The 15898-nt window shown below is 68.3% G+C and carries 13 protein-coding genes; 3 read left to right on the top strand and 10 right to left on the bottom strand.

Annotation, left to right across the window (positions count from 1 at the left end; translation table 11 throughout):
- Positions 1-11: 11 nt before the first annotated feature.
- Together LPH33_RS05995 and mca are read right to left on the bottom strand one after the other, a co-directional pair.
- Positions 12-335 carry a hypothetical protein gene (locus LPH33_RS05995; RefSeq protein WP_060651825.1) on the bottom strand — a complete coding sequence of 108 codons (324 nt, stop codon included), beginning with the start codon at positions 333-335 and terminating at the stop codon, positions 12-14.
- Entirely contained in the window at positions 332-1192 is an 861-nt protein-coding gene (mca, locus tag LPH33_RS05990; RefSeq protein WP_229568264.1) for a mycothiol conjugate amidase Mca, read from the bottom strand. Before mca ends, LPH33_RS05995 begins: the two co-directional genes overlap by 4 nt.
- Before the next feature lie 180 nt (positions 1193-1372).
- Between mca and LPH33_RS05985 the strand changes: the two genes are divergently transcribed.
- Both LPH33_RS05985 and greA read left to right on the top strand, forming a co-directional pair.
- Positions 1373-1801, top strand: coding sequence for a DUF4307 domain-containing protein (locus LPH33_RS05985; RefSeq protein ID WP_016691271.1), 429 nt, complete (start codon positions 1373-1375; stop codon positions 1799-1801).
- A 247-nt stretch (positions 1802-2048) separates the two neighbouring features.
- A complete protein-coding gene (gene greA / locus LPH33_RS05980; protein ID WP_006553878.1) occupies positions 2049-2543 on the top strand; it encodes a transcription elongation factor GreA in 495 nt (164 codons plus the stop codon).
- A 65-nt stretch (positions 2544-2608) separates the two neighbouring features.
- On the opposite strand, the gene LPH33_RS05975 is transcribed toward greA, so the two are convergent.
- From LPH33_RS05975 to LPH33_RS05940, 8 genes are all read right to left on the bottom strand, one after another.
- Complete coding sequence (locus LPH33_RS05975; RefSeq protein WP_229567424.1) at positions 2609-3970, bottom strand: NlpC/P60 family protein; 1362 nt, start codon at positions 3968-3970, stop codon at positions 2609-2611.
- A 149-nt stretch (positions 3971-4119) separates the two neighbouring features.
- A complete protein-coding gene (locus LPH33_RS05970) occupies positions 4120-6030 on the bottom strand; it encodes an SEC-C domain-containing protein (protein ID WP_229567423.1) in 1911 nt (636 codons plus the stop codon).
- Positions 6031-6101: 71 nt separating this feature from the next.
- Positions 6102-6977, bottom strand: coding sequence for an NAD(P)H-binding protein (locus tag LPH33_RS05965; protein ID WP_160877101.1), 876 nt, complete (start codon positions 6975-6977; stop codon positions 6102-6104).
- Positions 6978-7088: 111 nt separating this feature from the next.
- Positions 7089-8240, bottom strand: coding sequence for a cystathionine gamma-synthase (locus LPH33_RS05960; RefSeq protein WP_160877099.1), 1152 nt, complete (start codon positions 8238-8240; stop codon positions 7089-7091).
- A gap of 13 nt (positions 8241-8253) precedes the next feature.
- A complete protein-coding gene (locus LPH33_RS05955) occupies positions 8254-9639 on the bottom strand; it encodes a cystathionine beta-synthase (RefSeq protein WP_006553874.1) in 1386 nt (461 codons plus the stop codon).
- Between the two features lie 149 nt (positions 9640-9788).
- Complete coding sequence (locus tag LPH33_RS05950) at positions 9789-10631, bottom strand: Bax inhibitor-1/YccA family membrane protein (RefSeq protein ID WP_016691266.1); 843 nt, start codon at positions 10629-10631, stop codon at positions 9789-9791.
- Positions 10632-10727: 96 nt separating this feature from the next.
- Positions 10728-11870 carry a class I SAM-dependent methyltransferase gene (locus tag LPH33_RS05945; RefSeq protein WP_160877097.1) on the bottom strand — a complete coding sequence of 381 codons (1143 nt, stop codon included), beginning with the start codon at positions 11868-11870 and terminating at the stop codon, positions 10728-10730.
- A 7-nt stretch (positions 11871-11877) separates the two neighbouring features.
- Positions 11878-12234, bottom strand: coding sequence for a hypothetical protein (locus LPH33_RS05940; protein WP_145692757.1), 357 nt, complete (start codon positions 12232-12234; stop codon positions 11878-11880).
- Positions 12235-12393: 159 nt separating this feature from the next.
- Here LPH33_RS05940 and LPH33_RS05935 point away from each other — a divergent pair, with 159 nt between their 5' ends.
- Positions 12394-15894, top strand: coding sequence for a serine/threonine-protein kinase (locus tag LPH33_RS05935; protein ID WP_229567421.1), 3501 nt, complete (start codon positions 12394-12396; stop codon positions 15892-15894).
- The last annotated feature ends 4 nt before the right edge of the window (positions 15895-15898 follow it).

The following is a 15898-nucleotide window of genomic DNA, read 5'->3' as shown; positions in this document are numbered from 1 at the left end:
ACGGCCGGTCGTCAGCTTCCCTTGGTGGGTTCCGGACGTTCCGGACCGGTGGCCTTCGTGCCGCCGGCCTTCTCCTCCTCGGCACCGCCGGGGATCGCACCCGGCAGCGTGCCGTCGTCCACGGCCTGGTCGGGCTCGGGGTGCTCCGGCTGGAAGTTCTCGGGCAGCTTCTTCAGCCGCTTGTTCATGTTCCAGATCAGCAGAGCGGTCGCGACCAGCAGGACCACCACGATGGCCAGTCCGAGCGGGGACGCCTTGCCGAACTCGGGGCCGGTCGGCTCCTGAGCCAGAATCTCGACGGCCAGAACATCGACCGCGAGCGTGCCTATCGTCATTTGCCCTGTCCGTCCTCGATGCCCGCGAACAGATCCGTCTCGGGAAGCTCCGTGCTCACGCGGGTCTTGGCCAACTCGAACTCCTCGGTCGGCCACACCTTCTGCTGGATGTCCAACGGCACCGCGAAGAACGATCCGTTGGGGTCGATCTGGGTGGTGTGGGCCCGCAGCGCGTCGTCGCGCTTCGGGAAGTAGTCGCCACAGGTGATCTGGGTGGTCACGCGCCCCATGATGTCGCCCTGCTCGGTGCGCCACTTGCTGAGCCACTGCTCCATCGGGAAGGGCTCCCCGCGACGCTCGTACTCCTCGCGGAACAGTTCGAGCCGCTTACGGATGAACCCGTGCGAGTAGTAGAGCTTGCTCACCGCCCAGGGCTCGCCCAGCTCGGGGTGGAAATCCGGATCCGCGGCCGCTTCGTAGGCCGCGACCGACACCTCGTGGCACCGGATGTGGTCGGGGTGCGGGTAGCCGCCGTTCTCGTCGTAGGTGGTCATGACGTGGGGGCGGAACTCGCGCACCGACTGCACGAGCCGGCGGACCGGTTCGTCGAGCGGGATCGCCGCGAAGCAGCCCTCCGGCAGCGGAGGCTTCGGGTCGCCCTCGGGCAGTCCGGAGTCGACGAAGCCGAGCCACTGCTGCCGCACCCCGAGGATGCGGGCCGCCTCGGCCATCTCCTCCTGGCGCACCTCGCTCATGCGCTCACGGATGCCGGGCACGTCCATGGCGGGATTCAGGATGTCGCCGCGCTCTCCGCCCGTGAGCGTGACCACCAGGACCTCGTGCCCCTCGGCCGAGTACCGGGCCATCGTGGCCGCGCCCTTGCTCGACTCGTCGTCGGGATGGGCGTGCACGGCCATGAGCCGTAGTCCGCTCACGTGTATTCCTCCACCTCACGTCGTCTGCTTCGCCGGAACCGACCCTGCGCCCGCGTCGCGGTCGCTTCAGATCCGTCCTCTATAGTTCCACCTGATAATTCCGACGTCAGCCGTGACCCTGCGGCGACGCCCGATCCATCGTTCCGCTGTGAAAGCAAAGTGATGAGCAACACCGTGCCCACCGACCGGTACCCCTCCTCCCGGTACCCCGGACCCCGCGTGTCGACACGCGGCAAGCGCTGGGGTTTCACCATCGCCGGTCTGCTCGCGGGGCTCGTCGTGGCGTTCGTTCTGTTCCAGAACAACTCGGCTCCGATCGAGTCGGAGGTCGTCGCCTTCGAGATCATCGACGACAGCACCATCGACATCCAGCTCAAGGTCACGCGCGACGATCCGTCCGAGGACGCCGTCTGCATCATCCGGGCCCGGTCGAAGGACGGCAGCGAGACCGGACGGCGCGAGGTGCTCATCCCGGCATCCGATTCGCAGACGGTCGTGCTGACCTCCACGGTCAAGACGTCACAACGCCCCGGAATGGGCGACACCTACGGCTGCGCCACCGAGGCCCCCGAGTACCTCCGCGCACCCTAGGAACCTGCCGCGACCAGCGTCTTCCTGCGCTTTCCCGGAGCAGCGACGGGAGTGATGCTAAAATAGCCGGATACACGGTTCCACCCTTTGGGGCCGTGTATTGCTGCATAAGAGCATCAACAGACAGTACGACTTCCGTTCAGCCTGACAACAAGGGGGGACGACGGGGGTCGTGCTGTCGCGGTCGTTGCATGTGCACGACTTGTCCACGGAGCCGGGGGCTCCAACCCGAAGGAAGTGATCGAGGATGACCGAGACCCAGGTGACCTGGCTGACGCAGGAGTCGTACGACCGGCTCAAGGCCGAGCTGGACCAGCTCATCGCGAATCGTCCTGTCATCGCCGCCGAGATCAACGAGCGTCGCGAGGAAGGCGACCTCAAGGAGAACGGTGGCTACCACGCAGCCCGTGAGGAACAGGGCCAGCAGGAAGCCCGTATCCGTCAGCTCCAGGAGCTGCTGGGCACCGCCAAGGTCGGCGTCGCTCCGACCGAGTCGGGTGTCGCCCTCCCCGGTTCCGTCGTCACCGTCTACTACGCCGGCGACGAGACCGACACGGAGACGTTCTTGATCGCGACCCGCGAGGAAGGCGCCCGCAACAGCGAGCTCGAGACCTACTCCCCCAGCTCGCCCCTCGGTGGCGCCCTGATCGACGCGAAGGTCGGCGAGACCCGCGAGTACACGCTGCCCAACGGCAACACCATGAAGGTGACCCTGGTGAGCGCTGAGCCCTACCGCGGCTGATCCCTCCGCAGACGAAGGCCCGACCGGATTCTCCGGTCGGGCCTTTCGCGTGTTCACGGCAGGTATCAGAAGATGCGCCGCGCCTTCATATCGGGGAAGACCGGCCCCACCCGCACGACGTCGCCGGTGGTGGGTGCGTGCACCATCTGCCCGCCGCCGATGTAGATGGCGACGTGACCCGGTCCGCCGGCCTGCCAGTTGCCGAACAGCAGGTCGCCGGGGCGTGCCGCGTACAGCGGCACCTCGGTGCCGATGTGCCACTGTGTCTCGGACGTGCGCGGCAGCGTGATGCCCGTCGCGGCGAAGACCGCGTACGACGTCAGGCCCGAGCAGTCGAAGCCGCCGCCGGACGGCCCGTTGATGTTGCCGCCACCCCAGACGTACGGCAGGCCGAGGTACTTGAAGGCCAGGTCGACGATGCGATTGCCGACGTCGCCGGCCCCGCCTCCGATGCCCAGGCCGAGGAACGGCGAGAGCATGCGGGCGAAGACGTGCTCGGTCGCGCGGATCTTCGCGACGTAGGGCTTCGTCTGGTTCTCGTAGTCGGGATGACCGGACGGCATGCCACCCGAGCGCTTCACCGCGCCGAGACCGGCGTTGTAGGCCGCGAGGGTCAGATCGAGGGTGTCGCCTTCGACCAGACCGCGTTTCTTCCAGTCGTCGATGAGCTTGTAGTTGTCGCACAGGAGGTTGCCCGACGCCATGACCGGGTCGGCGATACCGAGAACGTCGGCCTTGCCGTCACCGTCGGCGTCCTTGCCGTACTGGTCCCAGGTGCCGGGCATGAACTGCCCCGGACCGCGGGCGCCGACCGGCGAGACCGGTGCGGTCGGGCCGTACCGGAAACCGTTCTCGGCGGAGTAGAGGGCCGCGAGGACCGGCGCGGAGATCCCGTCGCACAGTTCGCCGGCCTTCTTCAGCCACGGCGCGAACACGGCGATCGCACCGATGGGTGCGAGTCGCGTTCCGGGAAGGATCGCCGGGATCGACGGCAGTGCGATCCCGGTGCCGGGGATCGTGGGACCCGGTTGCGGGTTCCCGACCGCGCCGGTCGCCGGCGGTTGGACCGGTATCCCGAAGAGTCCGGGCCGGGCGGCCGGCGGTTCGGGCGCCAGCGCGGGCGGAGCCGCTTCCGGATCGGCGGGGTGCAGTGCCGCGGCCGCCTCCTCGGGCAGATGCGGCTCGATCGCCCCCGCGACCGCCGTTGTCGCATCCGCGACCGCCTGTTGGGCTCCCTGCTGCATCGGTTCCGGCAACGACGCGACGAAGTTCGCCACGTCCGTGTCGGCGTTCTCGGCAGTCGCCTCGAACGATTCGATCGCCCCGTTGATCTGATCCTTGATCTCTGCTGGTAAGTCCACACCCTGAACGAGCGCACTTGCTGCCGTAGCCACTGCCACGATGACCGCAGACGGGTCCACCGACATCCGCTACCCCCACATCCATCCATCAACCGCTCTCACCGTAGCTGTGAGGTCGATCACCAGTACGGCTTCCGGATGTTCTTATCACATATATTCAGGAACACGTTCTAGTACTGGGACCAGTGGGATCCGTGTTTCCCGAGTGACCAGAGTTACGGTTCCGGATAGAAGTCCGCAGCATCGGGATGGGTCAGGACGTCCATGATGTCCACCGGATCGACCGTGCCCTCGGCGAGCAGCGCCACGAGCGTGTCCCGCTGGTCCTCCGTCACCGGTTCGCAGCCGCCGGGCATCACCCATCGGCCCTCACCCACCGGCATCACGCGGGCGCACAGCAACGTACCGGCAGGCACCTCACCTGCGAGCCAGGGCGCGGACACCTCGACCACCCGATCGCTGCGCACGTCGCGCAGCGTGAGCGACTCCTCCGGCGCACTCGCCTCGACCTCGAAGACCGAACGCTCGACCGCCAGCCACGAGCGGGCGAGCTCCGCCTCGTCCTCGGGAAGCAACTCCCCGCGACGCTCGACGAAATCCGCGAACGCGCCGGCATCGAAGAGCAGGACGTCCTCGACGAGCGGATCGGCCACGGCCTCGGCCACAGCATCGTCGTCCCCGTAGCCCGAGCGGGCCTCCGCCAGCGCGACCCGCTGTTCCGCCCATCCGGGTTCCAGGGCGTGCATGGCCGCCTTCATGTACAGCCAGTCGGACCGGTCCTCGAGCGAGTGGTCGGCGCGCCCGAGATGGCACGCCTTGTACTTGCGGCCCGACCCGCACCAGCAGCGGTCGTTGCGGCCGAGCCCCGGGACCTCCTTCGGCCGGTACCGTTCGAGCACTTCGTGGAGGGGATGTTCGTCACCGCCCGGCACCCGGGCGAGCAGGGACAGCCCCCGGATCGCGTCCCCGCGATCGGAGGCGAAGCGCGCGAGGTCGAACAACGGCAGGTCGAAGGCGGAGTCGAGGTCGGCCGAACGCTCGTAGTGCCGTTCGGCTTCCGTGAGGCGTCCGGTCGATTCGGCCGCGCGACCGGCGATCCAGTGCGCCGCCCCCGCCGCGCGTCGCGGCGCATGGTCGAGCAGCCACAGCGCGGCCTGTTCGATCGCCTCGGGCGCGAGTTTCTCCCCCACCAGTTCGTCGTAGACGGTCTCGGCGATCTCGGGATCGGACAGCACCGAGTACAGACCGGATTTCCCCACGGCGAAACGCTCGTCGAGTTCGGCGTCGTCGCCGCGTTCGAGGGCTTCGACCAGCGACGCGAACAGGGCCACGCCGGGCACGGCGTCGACGGGGATCCCGAGCTGTTCGGCATAGATCTCGAACATCGCCCGGTCGGAGTATCCGTCGAAGTCGAAACCGTTCGGTGCCACCAGGTCTCCGCTGCGGGCCAGACCGGCTCCGGCGAGCAGTTCCCCGAGGGGCAGGGACGGCGTGGAGAACGCGTCCGGCGTGTCGGCGAGCACGTCGAGGAAGGCGCCCTCGAGGCTCGCCACCTGCTCGCGGGCGATGGTCTGTTCGAGCGCGTGCACGAATTCACTCTCACTGCTCCGGACTTCGTCGTCGATCGGAGCGAACGACAGACGACCGTCCCGCGCGGTGAGCGCGAGCAGATCTCCCGGCTCGTGACCCGACAGTGCCTCTTCGGGAAAGACGATCGTCTCCTTGCGGAAGATTCCACCCGAATCCGTATCGTTCTGCGCGGCAGCAGCTTCGGATCCACCGGGCTGCACGAGATCGAACTCGTCGTCGTCGGAGACGAGCAGCAGGAGCGGTTCGATGTCGTCGACCGGGATCGCGTGCCGATCGAGTTCGTCCGCGGTGAGTCGGTGTGTCAGCGTCCTGCCCTCGAACAGCGCATCTGTCGCCGCGACACGGTCGTCGGACAACCACATCAGCAGCGGATGCGGTTCCGACTGTTCGAGATCGATCATCACCTGCTCGGCGGAGCCGAATCCGTGCTCCTCGAGATGATCGGCCACCTCGTCGATCGTCATGGGTCCGTGGCTCCGTACCGTATCGAGCACGGTGTCCCACAGGGCGGATTCGGGATGTTCGCTGTCCGTCACCACGTGATCGTACGGCCCCCGGCAGTGCTTCCGGGGGCTATGCGGTTCCTTCCGCAGGTCGCCGTCACGCGTCACGCATCGCAGGCGGCCTTCAGTCGGGTTCGGGCCCAGCCGGCCAGCGGGGTCGGGGTCGTGGTGGTGTAGTCGCGCGGGTTCTCCGGCACGAATCCGTCCCGGATGCCGGCCGTCATGTCGACGATCGCCGCCACCTGCTGCGGAGTCAGTCCGGCACCTTCCAGTTCGGCGCGGACGTCGTCGTCGGAGACCTGCCGGACGGTGACGGAGCGATCCAGCACTTCGCCGAGCACGGCCGCGACCTCCCGGAAGGACAGATCTTCCGGACCGTGCACCGCCTGGACGTGCCGTCCGTGCCAGTCGGAGGAGAGCAGCCGGGCGGTCGCGACGGCGGCGATGTCCTCGGGCGCCACCCACGGGAGCGGGCGGTCGACGTCCATCGCCGTCGTGAGCGTGCCGCCCAGGATCGAATCGAGGTCGAACAGCAGATTGGTGAAGAAGTACCCGCAGCGCAGGTGGGTCACGTCGATGCCCAGCTCGTCGAGGGCGGTCTCGGTGAGGGCGAGCCCGTCGATGTCGCCCATCCCCCGTCTGCGTTCGGCACCGCCGCTCGACTGGAAGACGACCCTGCGGATCCCGTTGGTGCGGACGGCCGCGACGAGACTCTCGGTGGCCAGCCGGTAACCGTCGAGCGGATCGGGCAGGGAGGTCGGTGGGTCCACCCAGTACAGGGCGTCGACCCCCTCCGTGGCTTCGACGACCGAGTTCGCATCCAGTTGGTCCACGCGAACGGCGTCGACGTATTCGCGTACATCGGAGGACAGGGCGGACGGATGCCGGAGCAGGACGCGGGGACGGAGGCCGGCCTGCACGACCAGCCGTACGACATGGCGCCCGACGTTCCCGGTCGGTGTGGTGATGGCAACGGTCATGGCTCCGACTCTTCCGAAACGGAGGGCGACGCGTCGATGTTTTTCCCGATCGAAACGAGAAGAAGGCGCCCTTCGGGACGCCTTCTTCTCGTGTCTTCTACGACCGGTGTGTCAGCCGAGCGCCTGTTCGACGTCGGCGAGCAGGTCGGCGGCATCCTCGATGCCCACCGACAGCCGGACGAGATCCTCGGGGACCTCGAGCAGCGACCCGGCGGTGGAGGCGTGGGTCATCGCACCCGGATGCTCGATGAGCGACTCCACGCCACCGAGCGACTCGGCGAGGGTGAAGATCTCGGTGCGCTTGCAGAAGTCCAGCGCGGCCTGGCGGCCACCGGCGAGGCGCACGGAGATCATGCCACCGAAGCGACGCATCTGCTGTGCCGCGTACTCGTGGCCCGGGTGCGATTCGAGACCCGGGTACAGCACCTTGGTCACGGCGGAGTGACCCGACAGGAAGTCGACGAGCTTCTCGGCGTTGTCGGAGTGCTTTTCCATCCGCACCGCGAGCGTCTTGATGCCGCGCAGCGTGAGGAAGGCGTCGAACGGGCCCGGCACAGCGCCCGCACCGTTCTGCAGGAACGCGAAGGCGGCGTCGAGTTCCTCGTCGTTCGTCACCAGCGCGCCACCGACGACGTCGGAGTGACCACCGATGTACTTGGTGGTCGAGTGCAGCACGACGTCGGCGCCGAAGGCCAGCGGCTGCTGCAGGTACGGCGACGCGAAGGTGTTGTCGACGACGATCTTGGCACCACCCTCGTGCGCGATGTCGGCGAGCGCCGAGATGTCGCCGATGTTGAGCAGCGGGTTGGTGGGCGTCTCCACCCACACGAGCTTGGTGTTCGGGCGCACGGCCGCGCGCACCTCGTCGGCGTCGTTGATCGCGGCCGGGGTGTATTCGATCCCCCACTGCGTGAACACCTTGTCGATGAGACGGAAGGTGCCGCCGTAGGCGTCGTTGGGGATGACGAGGTGGTCGCCCGGACGCAGCACCGAACGGAGCAGGCAGTCGGTGGCGGCCATGCCCGAGCCGAACGCCCGGCCGTAGGTGCCGTTCTCGAGCGCGGCGAGGTTCGCCTCGAGGGGGCGACGGGTGGGGTTGCCGGTGCGGGCGTACTCGAAGCCGTTGCGCATCTCGCCGACGCCGTCCTGGGCGAAGGTCGACGAGGCGTAGATCGGCACGTTGACGGCGCCGGTCTGGGGGTCGGGCTCGTACCCGGCGTGGATGGCGCGGGTCGCGAAACCGTGCTGGTTCTGGTCTGTCATGAAGATCTGTGTCCTATCGGCCTTGAGAGATGAATCCGAGCAGGTCGTGGCGGGTGATCACGCCGACGGGCTTGCCGTCGTCGATCACCATGAGCGCATCGGTGTCGCCGAACGCCTTCGTGGCGGAGTCGATCGACTCGCCCACGCCGATGTTCGGCAGCGGCGGGCTCATGTGCTTCTCGACCGGATCGGCGAGATTCGCGCGACCTTCGAAGACGGCGCTGAGCAGTTCGCGCTCGCTGACCGAACCGGCCACCTCACCTGCGGTGACGGGCGGTTCGGCACCCACGACCGGCATCTGCGAGACGCCGTACTCGCGAAGGATCTCGATGGCGTCGCGCACCGTCTCGGACGGGTGGGTGTGCACGAGGTCGGGCAGGTCGCCGCTCTTACCGCGCAGCACGTCGCCGACGGTGGAGTCGTCGGGCTTGCCGTCGAGCGGCGCGCGAAGGAAGCCGTAGCTGGCCATCCACTTGTCGTTGAAGATCTTCGACATGTAGCCGCGACCACCGTCGGGCAGCAGCACGACGACGACCGCGTCGGGGCCCTCGCGCTCGGCGACCTGCAGTGCGGCGACGACGGCCATGCCGCAGGAGCCGCCGACGAGCAGGCCTTCCTCGCGGGCGAGGCGACGGGTCATCTCGAACGAGTCGGCGTCGGAGACGGCGATGATCTCGTCGGGGATCGACGGGTCGTAGGCGGAGGGCCAGAAGTCCTCACCGACACCTTCGACGAGGTACGGCCGGCCGGTGCCGCCCGAGTACACCGAGCCCTCGGGGTCGACGCCGACGACCTTCACCGCACCGTTGGAGACCTCCTTGAGGTACCGGCCGGTACCCGAGATGGTGCCGCCGGTGCCGACGCCCGCGACGAAGTGCGTGATCTTGCCGTCGGTGTCGTTCCAGATCTCCGGGCCGGTGGTCTCGTAGTGGCTCGCCGGGCCACCCGGGTTGGAGTACTGGTTCGGCTTCCAGCCACCGGGGAGCTCACGGGCGAGACGGTCGGAGACGCTGTAGTAGCTGTCGGGGTGCTCCGGCGGGACCGCGGTCGGGCACACCACCACCTCGGCACCGTAGGCCCGCAGCACGTTGCGCTTGTCCTCGCCGACCTTGTCGGGACACACGAACACGCACTTGTAGCCGCGCTGCTGCGCGACCAGGGCCAGGCCGATGCCGGTGTTGCCGGAGGTGGGCTCGACGATCGTCCCGCCCGGCTTCAGTTCGCCCGACGCTTCGGCCGCATCGATCATCTTCACCGCGATGCGGTCCTTGGAGCTGCCGCCGGGATTGAGGTATTCGATCTTCGCCGCTACGAGCCCCGATCCGGGTTTCACCACCGTGTTGAGCTTGACGAGGGGGGTGTTTCCGATGAGGTCGATGACGGAATCCGCAATGCGCATGACTCCATGTTCCCACGTCGTGGCTTTCCGGCAGGGTGACGGTGTACACCCCCCGGGAAAACACCCCCCTGGGAAACGACCTCTGCGAAACGACCCCTGCGAAACGACGAAGACCCCGGACCGTGGTCCGGGGTCTTCGTGGCGTACTGCTAGTCGTTCTGGAAGTAGCTGAGCAGTCGCAGGATCTCGACGTACAGCCACACCAGGGTGACGGTCAGGCCGAGGGCGACGCCCCAAGCAGCCTTCTCGGGGGCCTGTGCGCGGATCAGCTGATCGGCGGAGTCGAAGTCCAGCAGGAAGCTGAACGCCGCGATGCCGATGCACACGAGGCTGAAGATGATGGCGATCGGGCCGCCGTCGCGCAGGCCCAGGCCACCGTCGATGAAGAAGCCGGCGATGAGGTTGCCCAGCGCCAGGACCAGGACACCGACGAGGGCGCCGACGATCATGCGGGTCAGGCGCGGCGTGACGCGGATGGCGCCGGTGCGGTACACGACGAGCATGCCGAAGAACACGCCGAAGGTACCGAGGACGGCCTGCGCGATCAGGGTCGCGCCGCCCGCGCCACCGAACGTGATGTCGGTGAACATGAACGACAGCGCGCCGAGGAAGAAGCCTTCCGCCACCGCGTAGGCGAGGACGATCGCCGGGTTGTCCATCTTGCGGCCGAACGTCGCGACCAGCACGAGGACGAGACCGATCAGACCGCCGCCGATGACGAACGGAGCTGCCAGGCCGACGTTGGAGTTGACCAGCACGTAGGAGATGAGTGCCGAGACGGCGAGCACACCGAGCGTGATGCCGGTCTTGGTGACGACGTCGTCGATGGTCATCGTCCGCTGGTCGGTGGGGCGTGCCCACGGATCCGTCTGCGGCTGACCGAATTGCTGAGTGACCTGCGCGGCGCCCGCCGTCGCAGAGCCGAACGTGGCGTATCCGCCGCCCTCTTGCTTGGGCAGGTTGCGGAACACCGGGTTACTGGTGGTGCGCACCGTGCACTTCCCTTCTCGTGGTCGCTTCTGTCCGTTCAACGAGGCAGTGACCTCACGAGTTCCCGTTTCGTCGAGAAAGCTCGGACGAAACGGACTCTACCGGCTCCGCACCGACCGGGTCACGGTGAACTTGCGGTTGCGTCCCTCGACGCGGGTCGGCCCGACGATGCGCATCAACGCGGGGCGGTAGTCGAGATGGCGGTTGTAGACCGTCCACGTCTGTCCTCCCGGGCGGAGGATCCGGGCCGCGGCGTCGAACATCTTGTGGGCCGCGCCGGTGTGTACGGCGGCGCCGATATGGAAGGGTGGATTGCACACCACGAGGTCGACCGACCCCGCAGCGATCATGCTCGCGGCGTCGTCGCGGAGCGTGTCGATCCGGTCGGCGAGCCCGTTCGCGGCGGCCGTCTCCGCGGCGGAGGCGACGGCGGCGGCGGATTGATCGGTCGCGATCACCCGGATCTCGGGCAGCTGCCGGGCGAGCATCGCGGCGAGGATGCCGGTGCCGCAGCCGAGGTCCACGGCGAGCCTCGCGTCCGTGTCGTTGCGAGGCAGTCCGAGATCCGGGAAGTGATCGAGGAGGAAGCGGGTGCCGATGTCGAGGCGCGGGCCGGCGAAGGCGGCTCCGTGCGCGACGACGGTGAGGTCGAGTTCGTCGAGCCGCTCGCGGACGGGATACGAGGCCGGTCCGGGAGTTGCTCTGCGCGCGGTGAGCACCCGCGACTTCTGTCGTCCCCGGGACGCGCGCACCTCGGCGAAGGACGCACCGAGGACGTCGTTCATCGCGAGGCCGATGTGCTTGTCGCGGCCACCGGCGAACACGACGACCTCGGGGTCGGCGTGGCGGGCCACGGTCTCGGCGATCTCGGTCAGTGCCGAGAGCGAACGGGGAAGGCGCAGCAGCACCACCCGGGCGCCGGTGAGCAGGTCGGCGTCGAGTCCGCACGAACGGTAGCGGTCGGTGAGATCCTCACGCTCGGCGTTCGCAGCGAGGGCGCGCTCGGCCACCACCGAGTCCTGATGCACCCGGATCCGCTCCGCGCCGAACCGGACGGCCGCACCCAGGGTCAGGGCGCCGTACTGGTCGTCGACGATCACGACCGTGCCCGGCGCGGCGGACTCCAGGGCGGGAGCGGCTTCGTCGAGGAGCAGGCGATCGGCCCCGTCGACGGCGAACAGGTTGGGCGCTTCCACATCCGGGAAGCGCCTCAACCTGTCGTACAACTCGTCGATCAACACTCGACCGTCAGCACTCGCCCTTTCCGGCGTTCTCGATGGCACGCAGGGTGTCGGCCTGCTCCTCTTCGCTGAGGTCCTGCCAGGCCGGGAGCTGCTGCTGGGCGTCGGCGACGGCCTGGGCCGCGGCCGCGCGGTCCTGGCCCCACTCCTCGAGCTCGTCGAGGTAGGGCAGCAGAGCCTCGCAGTTCTCCTCGTAGCTCTTGCCGAGTTCGACGCTGGTACCCGAGGTGCCGGCCTCCGCCGAAGCCGAGGTGGTCGTCGTGGTGGTGGTCTCCTCGGCCGAGTCGGATCCGTCCGAGGATCCACACGCCGCCGCAAGCAGGACCACACCTGCACCGAACAGCGCCGCGAGAGTCTTCTTCATCTATGTCCCACTTCTGGTCGCAGTGTCGTTTCGTCCGTTCCCGGTGAGGCACCGTGGTCCGGCCGGACCACGTTAGACCAGGGGCGACGCACGATCTGCAGCGGGCGTGCACATTTCGAGACTATCCTGGGGAAACGGCTTCCCGAGGTGATTGCGCCGATGACCGAGAACGATCCGGCCGCCACTCAGCGCGCGCCGATTGTCGACGTCGCAGAGACCGACATCGTGCGCGCGCTGCACGATGCCGGTTTCACCGACGCCGTGGAGATCGGCCGCGGCGGCTTCGGTGTGGTCTACCGCTGCCGGCAGGCCGAACTCGACCGCGACGTCGCGGTGAAGGTGCTGCGGCGCTCCCCCGAACCCGCCGATCTCGAACGCTTCCTGCGCGAACAACGCGCGATGGGACGACTCTCCGGCCACCCCAACATCGTCACCGTGCTGCAGGCCGGCGCGACGGACACGGGTCTGCCCTATCTGGTGATGCACTATCACCCGCACGACTCCGTCGACACCCGCATCCGGCGGCACGGTCCGATCACCTGGCCGGAAGCGGTCCGGATCGGGGTGAAGGTCGCCGGTGCGCTCGAGACGGCCCATCGTTCCGACGTCCTGCACCGCGACATCAAGCCCGGCAACATCCTGCTCACCGAATACGGCGAACCGCAGCTGACGGATTTCGGTATTGCCCGCATCGGCGGCGGCTTCCGCACCACTGCCGGGGAGATCACCGGCTCCCCCGCGTTCACGGCCCCCGAGGTGCTGCGCGGTCACGCCCCGACTCCGGCCGCCGACGTCTACGGCCTTTCCGCGACCCTGTTCGCGGCGATCACCGGTCACGCGGCCTTCGAACGGAAGGAGGGCGAGAAGATCGTCGCGCAGTTCGTGCGCATCACCTCCGAGCCCGTCCCCGACCTGCGCGGCGAGGGCATCCCCGACGACGTGTGCGAGGTCCTCGAGCGCGGCATGGCGACCGAGGCCGAGGACCGGCCGCAGACGGCCGCCGAGTTCGGCGATCTGCTCCGCGACGTCCAGCGCGCCCACAACCTGCCGATCGACGAGATGGCGCTGCCCGGGTCACCGCCGTCCGGCCCGTTCCCACCGCGTTCGGCGCCACCGGTCACGGGGCCGGCCTCCACGGTCTCCGGCCGGTCGGCCACGGTCTCGGGACGCACGGGTCCGTCCACCGCACCGTCGACCAGGTTCCGGCCGCCCTCGACGTCCCGTCCTCTGATCGAACGCAGCCGTCTGATCTCGTTCCTGCGAGCCGGGGGACGACGCCGTCTCATCGCCATCCACGCCCCCACCGGCTTCGGCAAGTCCACCCTCGCGGCGCAGTGGCGCAACGTGCTCGCCGCCGACGGCGTGCCGGTCGCGTGGTTGACGGTGGACAGCGACGACAACAACGTCCTGTGGTTCCTCGCGCACCTCGTCGAGGCCATGAAACAGATCCGGCCCGTGCTCGCACGCGAGCTCGGCCAGATCCTCGACGCGCACGGCGACGAGGCCGAACGGTACGTGCTGTGCACGCTCATCGACGAGCTGCACCGCACCGACACCGCGGCGACACTGGTGATCGACGACTGGCACCGCGTCACGTCGAAGGAAACCGTCGCCGCCCTCGAGTTCCTGCTCGACCGCGGATGCCATCACCTGCAGATCGTGGTGACGAGCCGCAACCGTTCCGGACTTCCGCTCAGCCGCATGCGCGTTCGCGATGAGTTGGTCGAGATCGATTCGACGGCACTGCGATTCGGCGTGGACGAATCGAACGCGTTCCTGCGCGACATCGGCGGGATAGACCTCGACCCCGAGGACGTGGAGGATCTCACCCGCACCACGGAAGGGTGGGCCGCGGCCCTGCAGCTCGCATCGTTGTCGTTGCGCGACAGCGACGATCCGTCGTGGCTCATCGAGAACATCACCGGCCGGCACCATGCGATCGGTGAGTTCCTCGCCGACAACGTCCTGGCCGGGCTCGAACCCCGGATGTACGAGTTCCTCCTCGCGACCAGCATCACCGAATCGATCAGCGGCAGCCTCGCCGCGGCACTCACGGGCGATCCGCGCAGCCAGGCGATGCTCGAGGAGGCCGAGGAACGCGACCTGTTCCTGCGGCACGTCGACGACGAACGCGTGTGGTTCCGCTATCACCACCTGTTCCTCGACTTCCTGCGGCGACGTCTCGAACGCGACCATCCCGGCGAGGTCGCGGATCTGCACCGCACCGCCGCCGACTGGTTCGCCCGCAACCGCATGCTGCAGGAGGCCGTCGATCACGCCCTCGCCGCCGACGACACCGACTTCGCCGTCGACCTGCTCGCCGACGACGGCATGTACCTGATGGAGCACGGCCACATCGCCACCCTGCTCGCCCTCATCGACAAACTGCCGCCGCGGGCAGTCGCGAACGATCCGCGCCTGCTGCTCACGCAGGCCTGGGCCAACAGTGCGCTGCTGCGACTGGACCGGTGCCGCAGAACCCTCGCAGCGGTGCGGGAACTACTCGACCGTGGGGTGCCGGACAGCTACGACGTCGAAGCACTGGGCATCGAGGCGAACGCCGTGGAGGCGTCGATCCTGATGAACTCCGATCGTATCGACGGCATCGACGAACTCATCGCGCCGTGCCTGGAGAATCCGACGTCCGTCCACCCCTGGGTGGTGGCCGCCGCAGTCGACTTCGCCTCGTACGCCGACATCTTCCGCTTCGACTTCGCCTCCGCGATCCGGTGGCAGGAATGGGCGGAGCCCTACCACCGCGAGACCCGCGGGCCCTTCGCATCGATCTACGGTCAGTGCCTGTGCGGCATCGCCGCGAACGAACGGCTCGACGTCGCCGCGGCCGAGAAGTACTTCCGCACAGCGCTGCGCCGAGCGCGGCGCAACGGCGGGATCCACACCCACGGCGGACGTCTCGCCGCCGCCATGCTCGGAGAGTTGCTCTACGAACAGGGCCGGATCGCCGAGGCCGAAGCGTTGCTCGACGAGAGCAACCTTCTCGGAATAGAAGGCGGTGGAACGGATTTCCTCATCGCCCGCTTCGGTACCGCTGCCCGACTGAAGATGTTGCAGGGCAACCGGGAGGCGGCCGTCGCCCTGCTCGCCGAGGGACTGCGGGTGGCGGCCCTGCACGACCTGCCGCGCCTGCGGGCACGCATCGAGAACGAGCAGGTCCGGCTCGGACTCACGGCACCCGGAACACCGGCACGCACGATGCCGGAGGACACCACACCCCATCCGGACGGAACCGTCGAGATCACCCTCCAGATCGAGGACTCCACCGCCATCCGGCTGCTCAGCGAGAACGGGGAGCCCGAGGCAGCGGAACAGGCCGTCGACTGGGCGCGGATGTGGGTGCGGCGCACCGCCTCGCGTCCCCGCGCCCACCTGCAGGCCCACCGCCTGCTCGCCTCCTGCCTGCATGCGGCCGGACGCATCGAGGAGGCCGAGGAGACCCTGGCCGTCGCGGCCGACGCGTGCGCGGCGCGCGGGATGGTGCGCTACCTGACCGACGGTGGGCCACACGTGATCGCCACGCTCACCTCGATGCGGGAACGGATCGAGCAGGGTACGTGGCCTGACGATCGGCCACGGATCGACCTCGCGTTCGTCGACGAGGTGCTGCGATTGGTGGACACCGCGCATCGTCCTGTCGTGTGACCCC

This window comes from Rhodococcus sp. RDE2 (assembly GCF_020885655.1).
GTDB classification, from domain to species: Bacteria; Actinomycetota; Actinomycetes; order Mycobacteriales; family Mycobacteriaceae; genus Rhodococcus; species Rhodococcus pyridinivorans.
This window is presented reverse-complemented; position numbering and strand designations above follow the sequence as displayed.

Coding starts and splice junctions, on each gene's coding strand:
- LPH33_RS05995 (WP_060651825.1), bottom strand. CDS start 335: ATGACGATAGGCACGCTCGCGGTCGATGTTCTGGCCGTCGAGATTCTG.
- mca (WP_229568264.1), bottom strand. CDS start 1,192: ATGGCCGTGCACGCCCATCCCGACGACGAGTCGAGCAAGGGCGCGGCC.
- LPH33_RS05985 (WP_016691271.1), top strand. CDS start 1,373: ATGAGCAACACCGTGCCCACCGACCGGTACCCCTCCTCCCGGTACCCC.
- greA (WP_006553878.1), top strand. CDS start 2,049: ATGACCGAGACCCAGGTGACCTGGCTGACGCAGGAGTCGTACGACCGG.
- LPH33_RS05975 (WP_229567424.1), bottom strand. CDS start 3,970: ATGTCGGTGGACCCGTCTGCGGTCATCGTGGCAGTGGCTACGGCAGCA.
- LPH33_RS05965 (WP_160877101.1), bottom strand. CDS start 6,977: ATGACCGTTGCCATCACCACACCGACCGGGAACGTCGGGCGCCATGTC.
- LPH33_RS05960 (WP_160877099.1), bottom strand. CDS start 8,240: ATGACAGACCAGAACCAGCACGGTTTCGCGACCCGCGCCATCCACGCC.
- LPH33_RS05955 (WP_006553874.1), bottom strand. CDS start 9,639: ATGCGCATTGCGGATTCCGTCATCGACCTCATCGGAAACACCCCCCTC.
- LPH33_RS05940 (WP_145692757.1), bottom strand. CDS start 12,234: ATGAAGAAGACTCTCGCGGCGCTGTTCGGTGCAGGTGTGGTCCTGCTT.
- LPH33_RS05935 (WP_229567421.1), top strand. CDS start 12,394: ATGACCGAGAACGATCCGGCCGCCACTCAGCGCGCGCCGATTGTCGAC.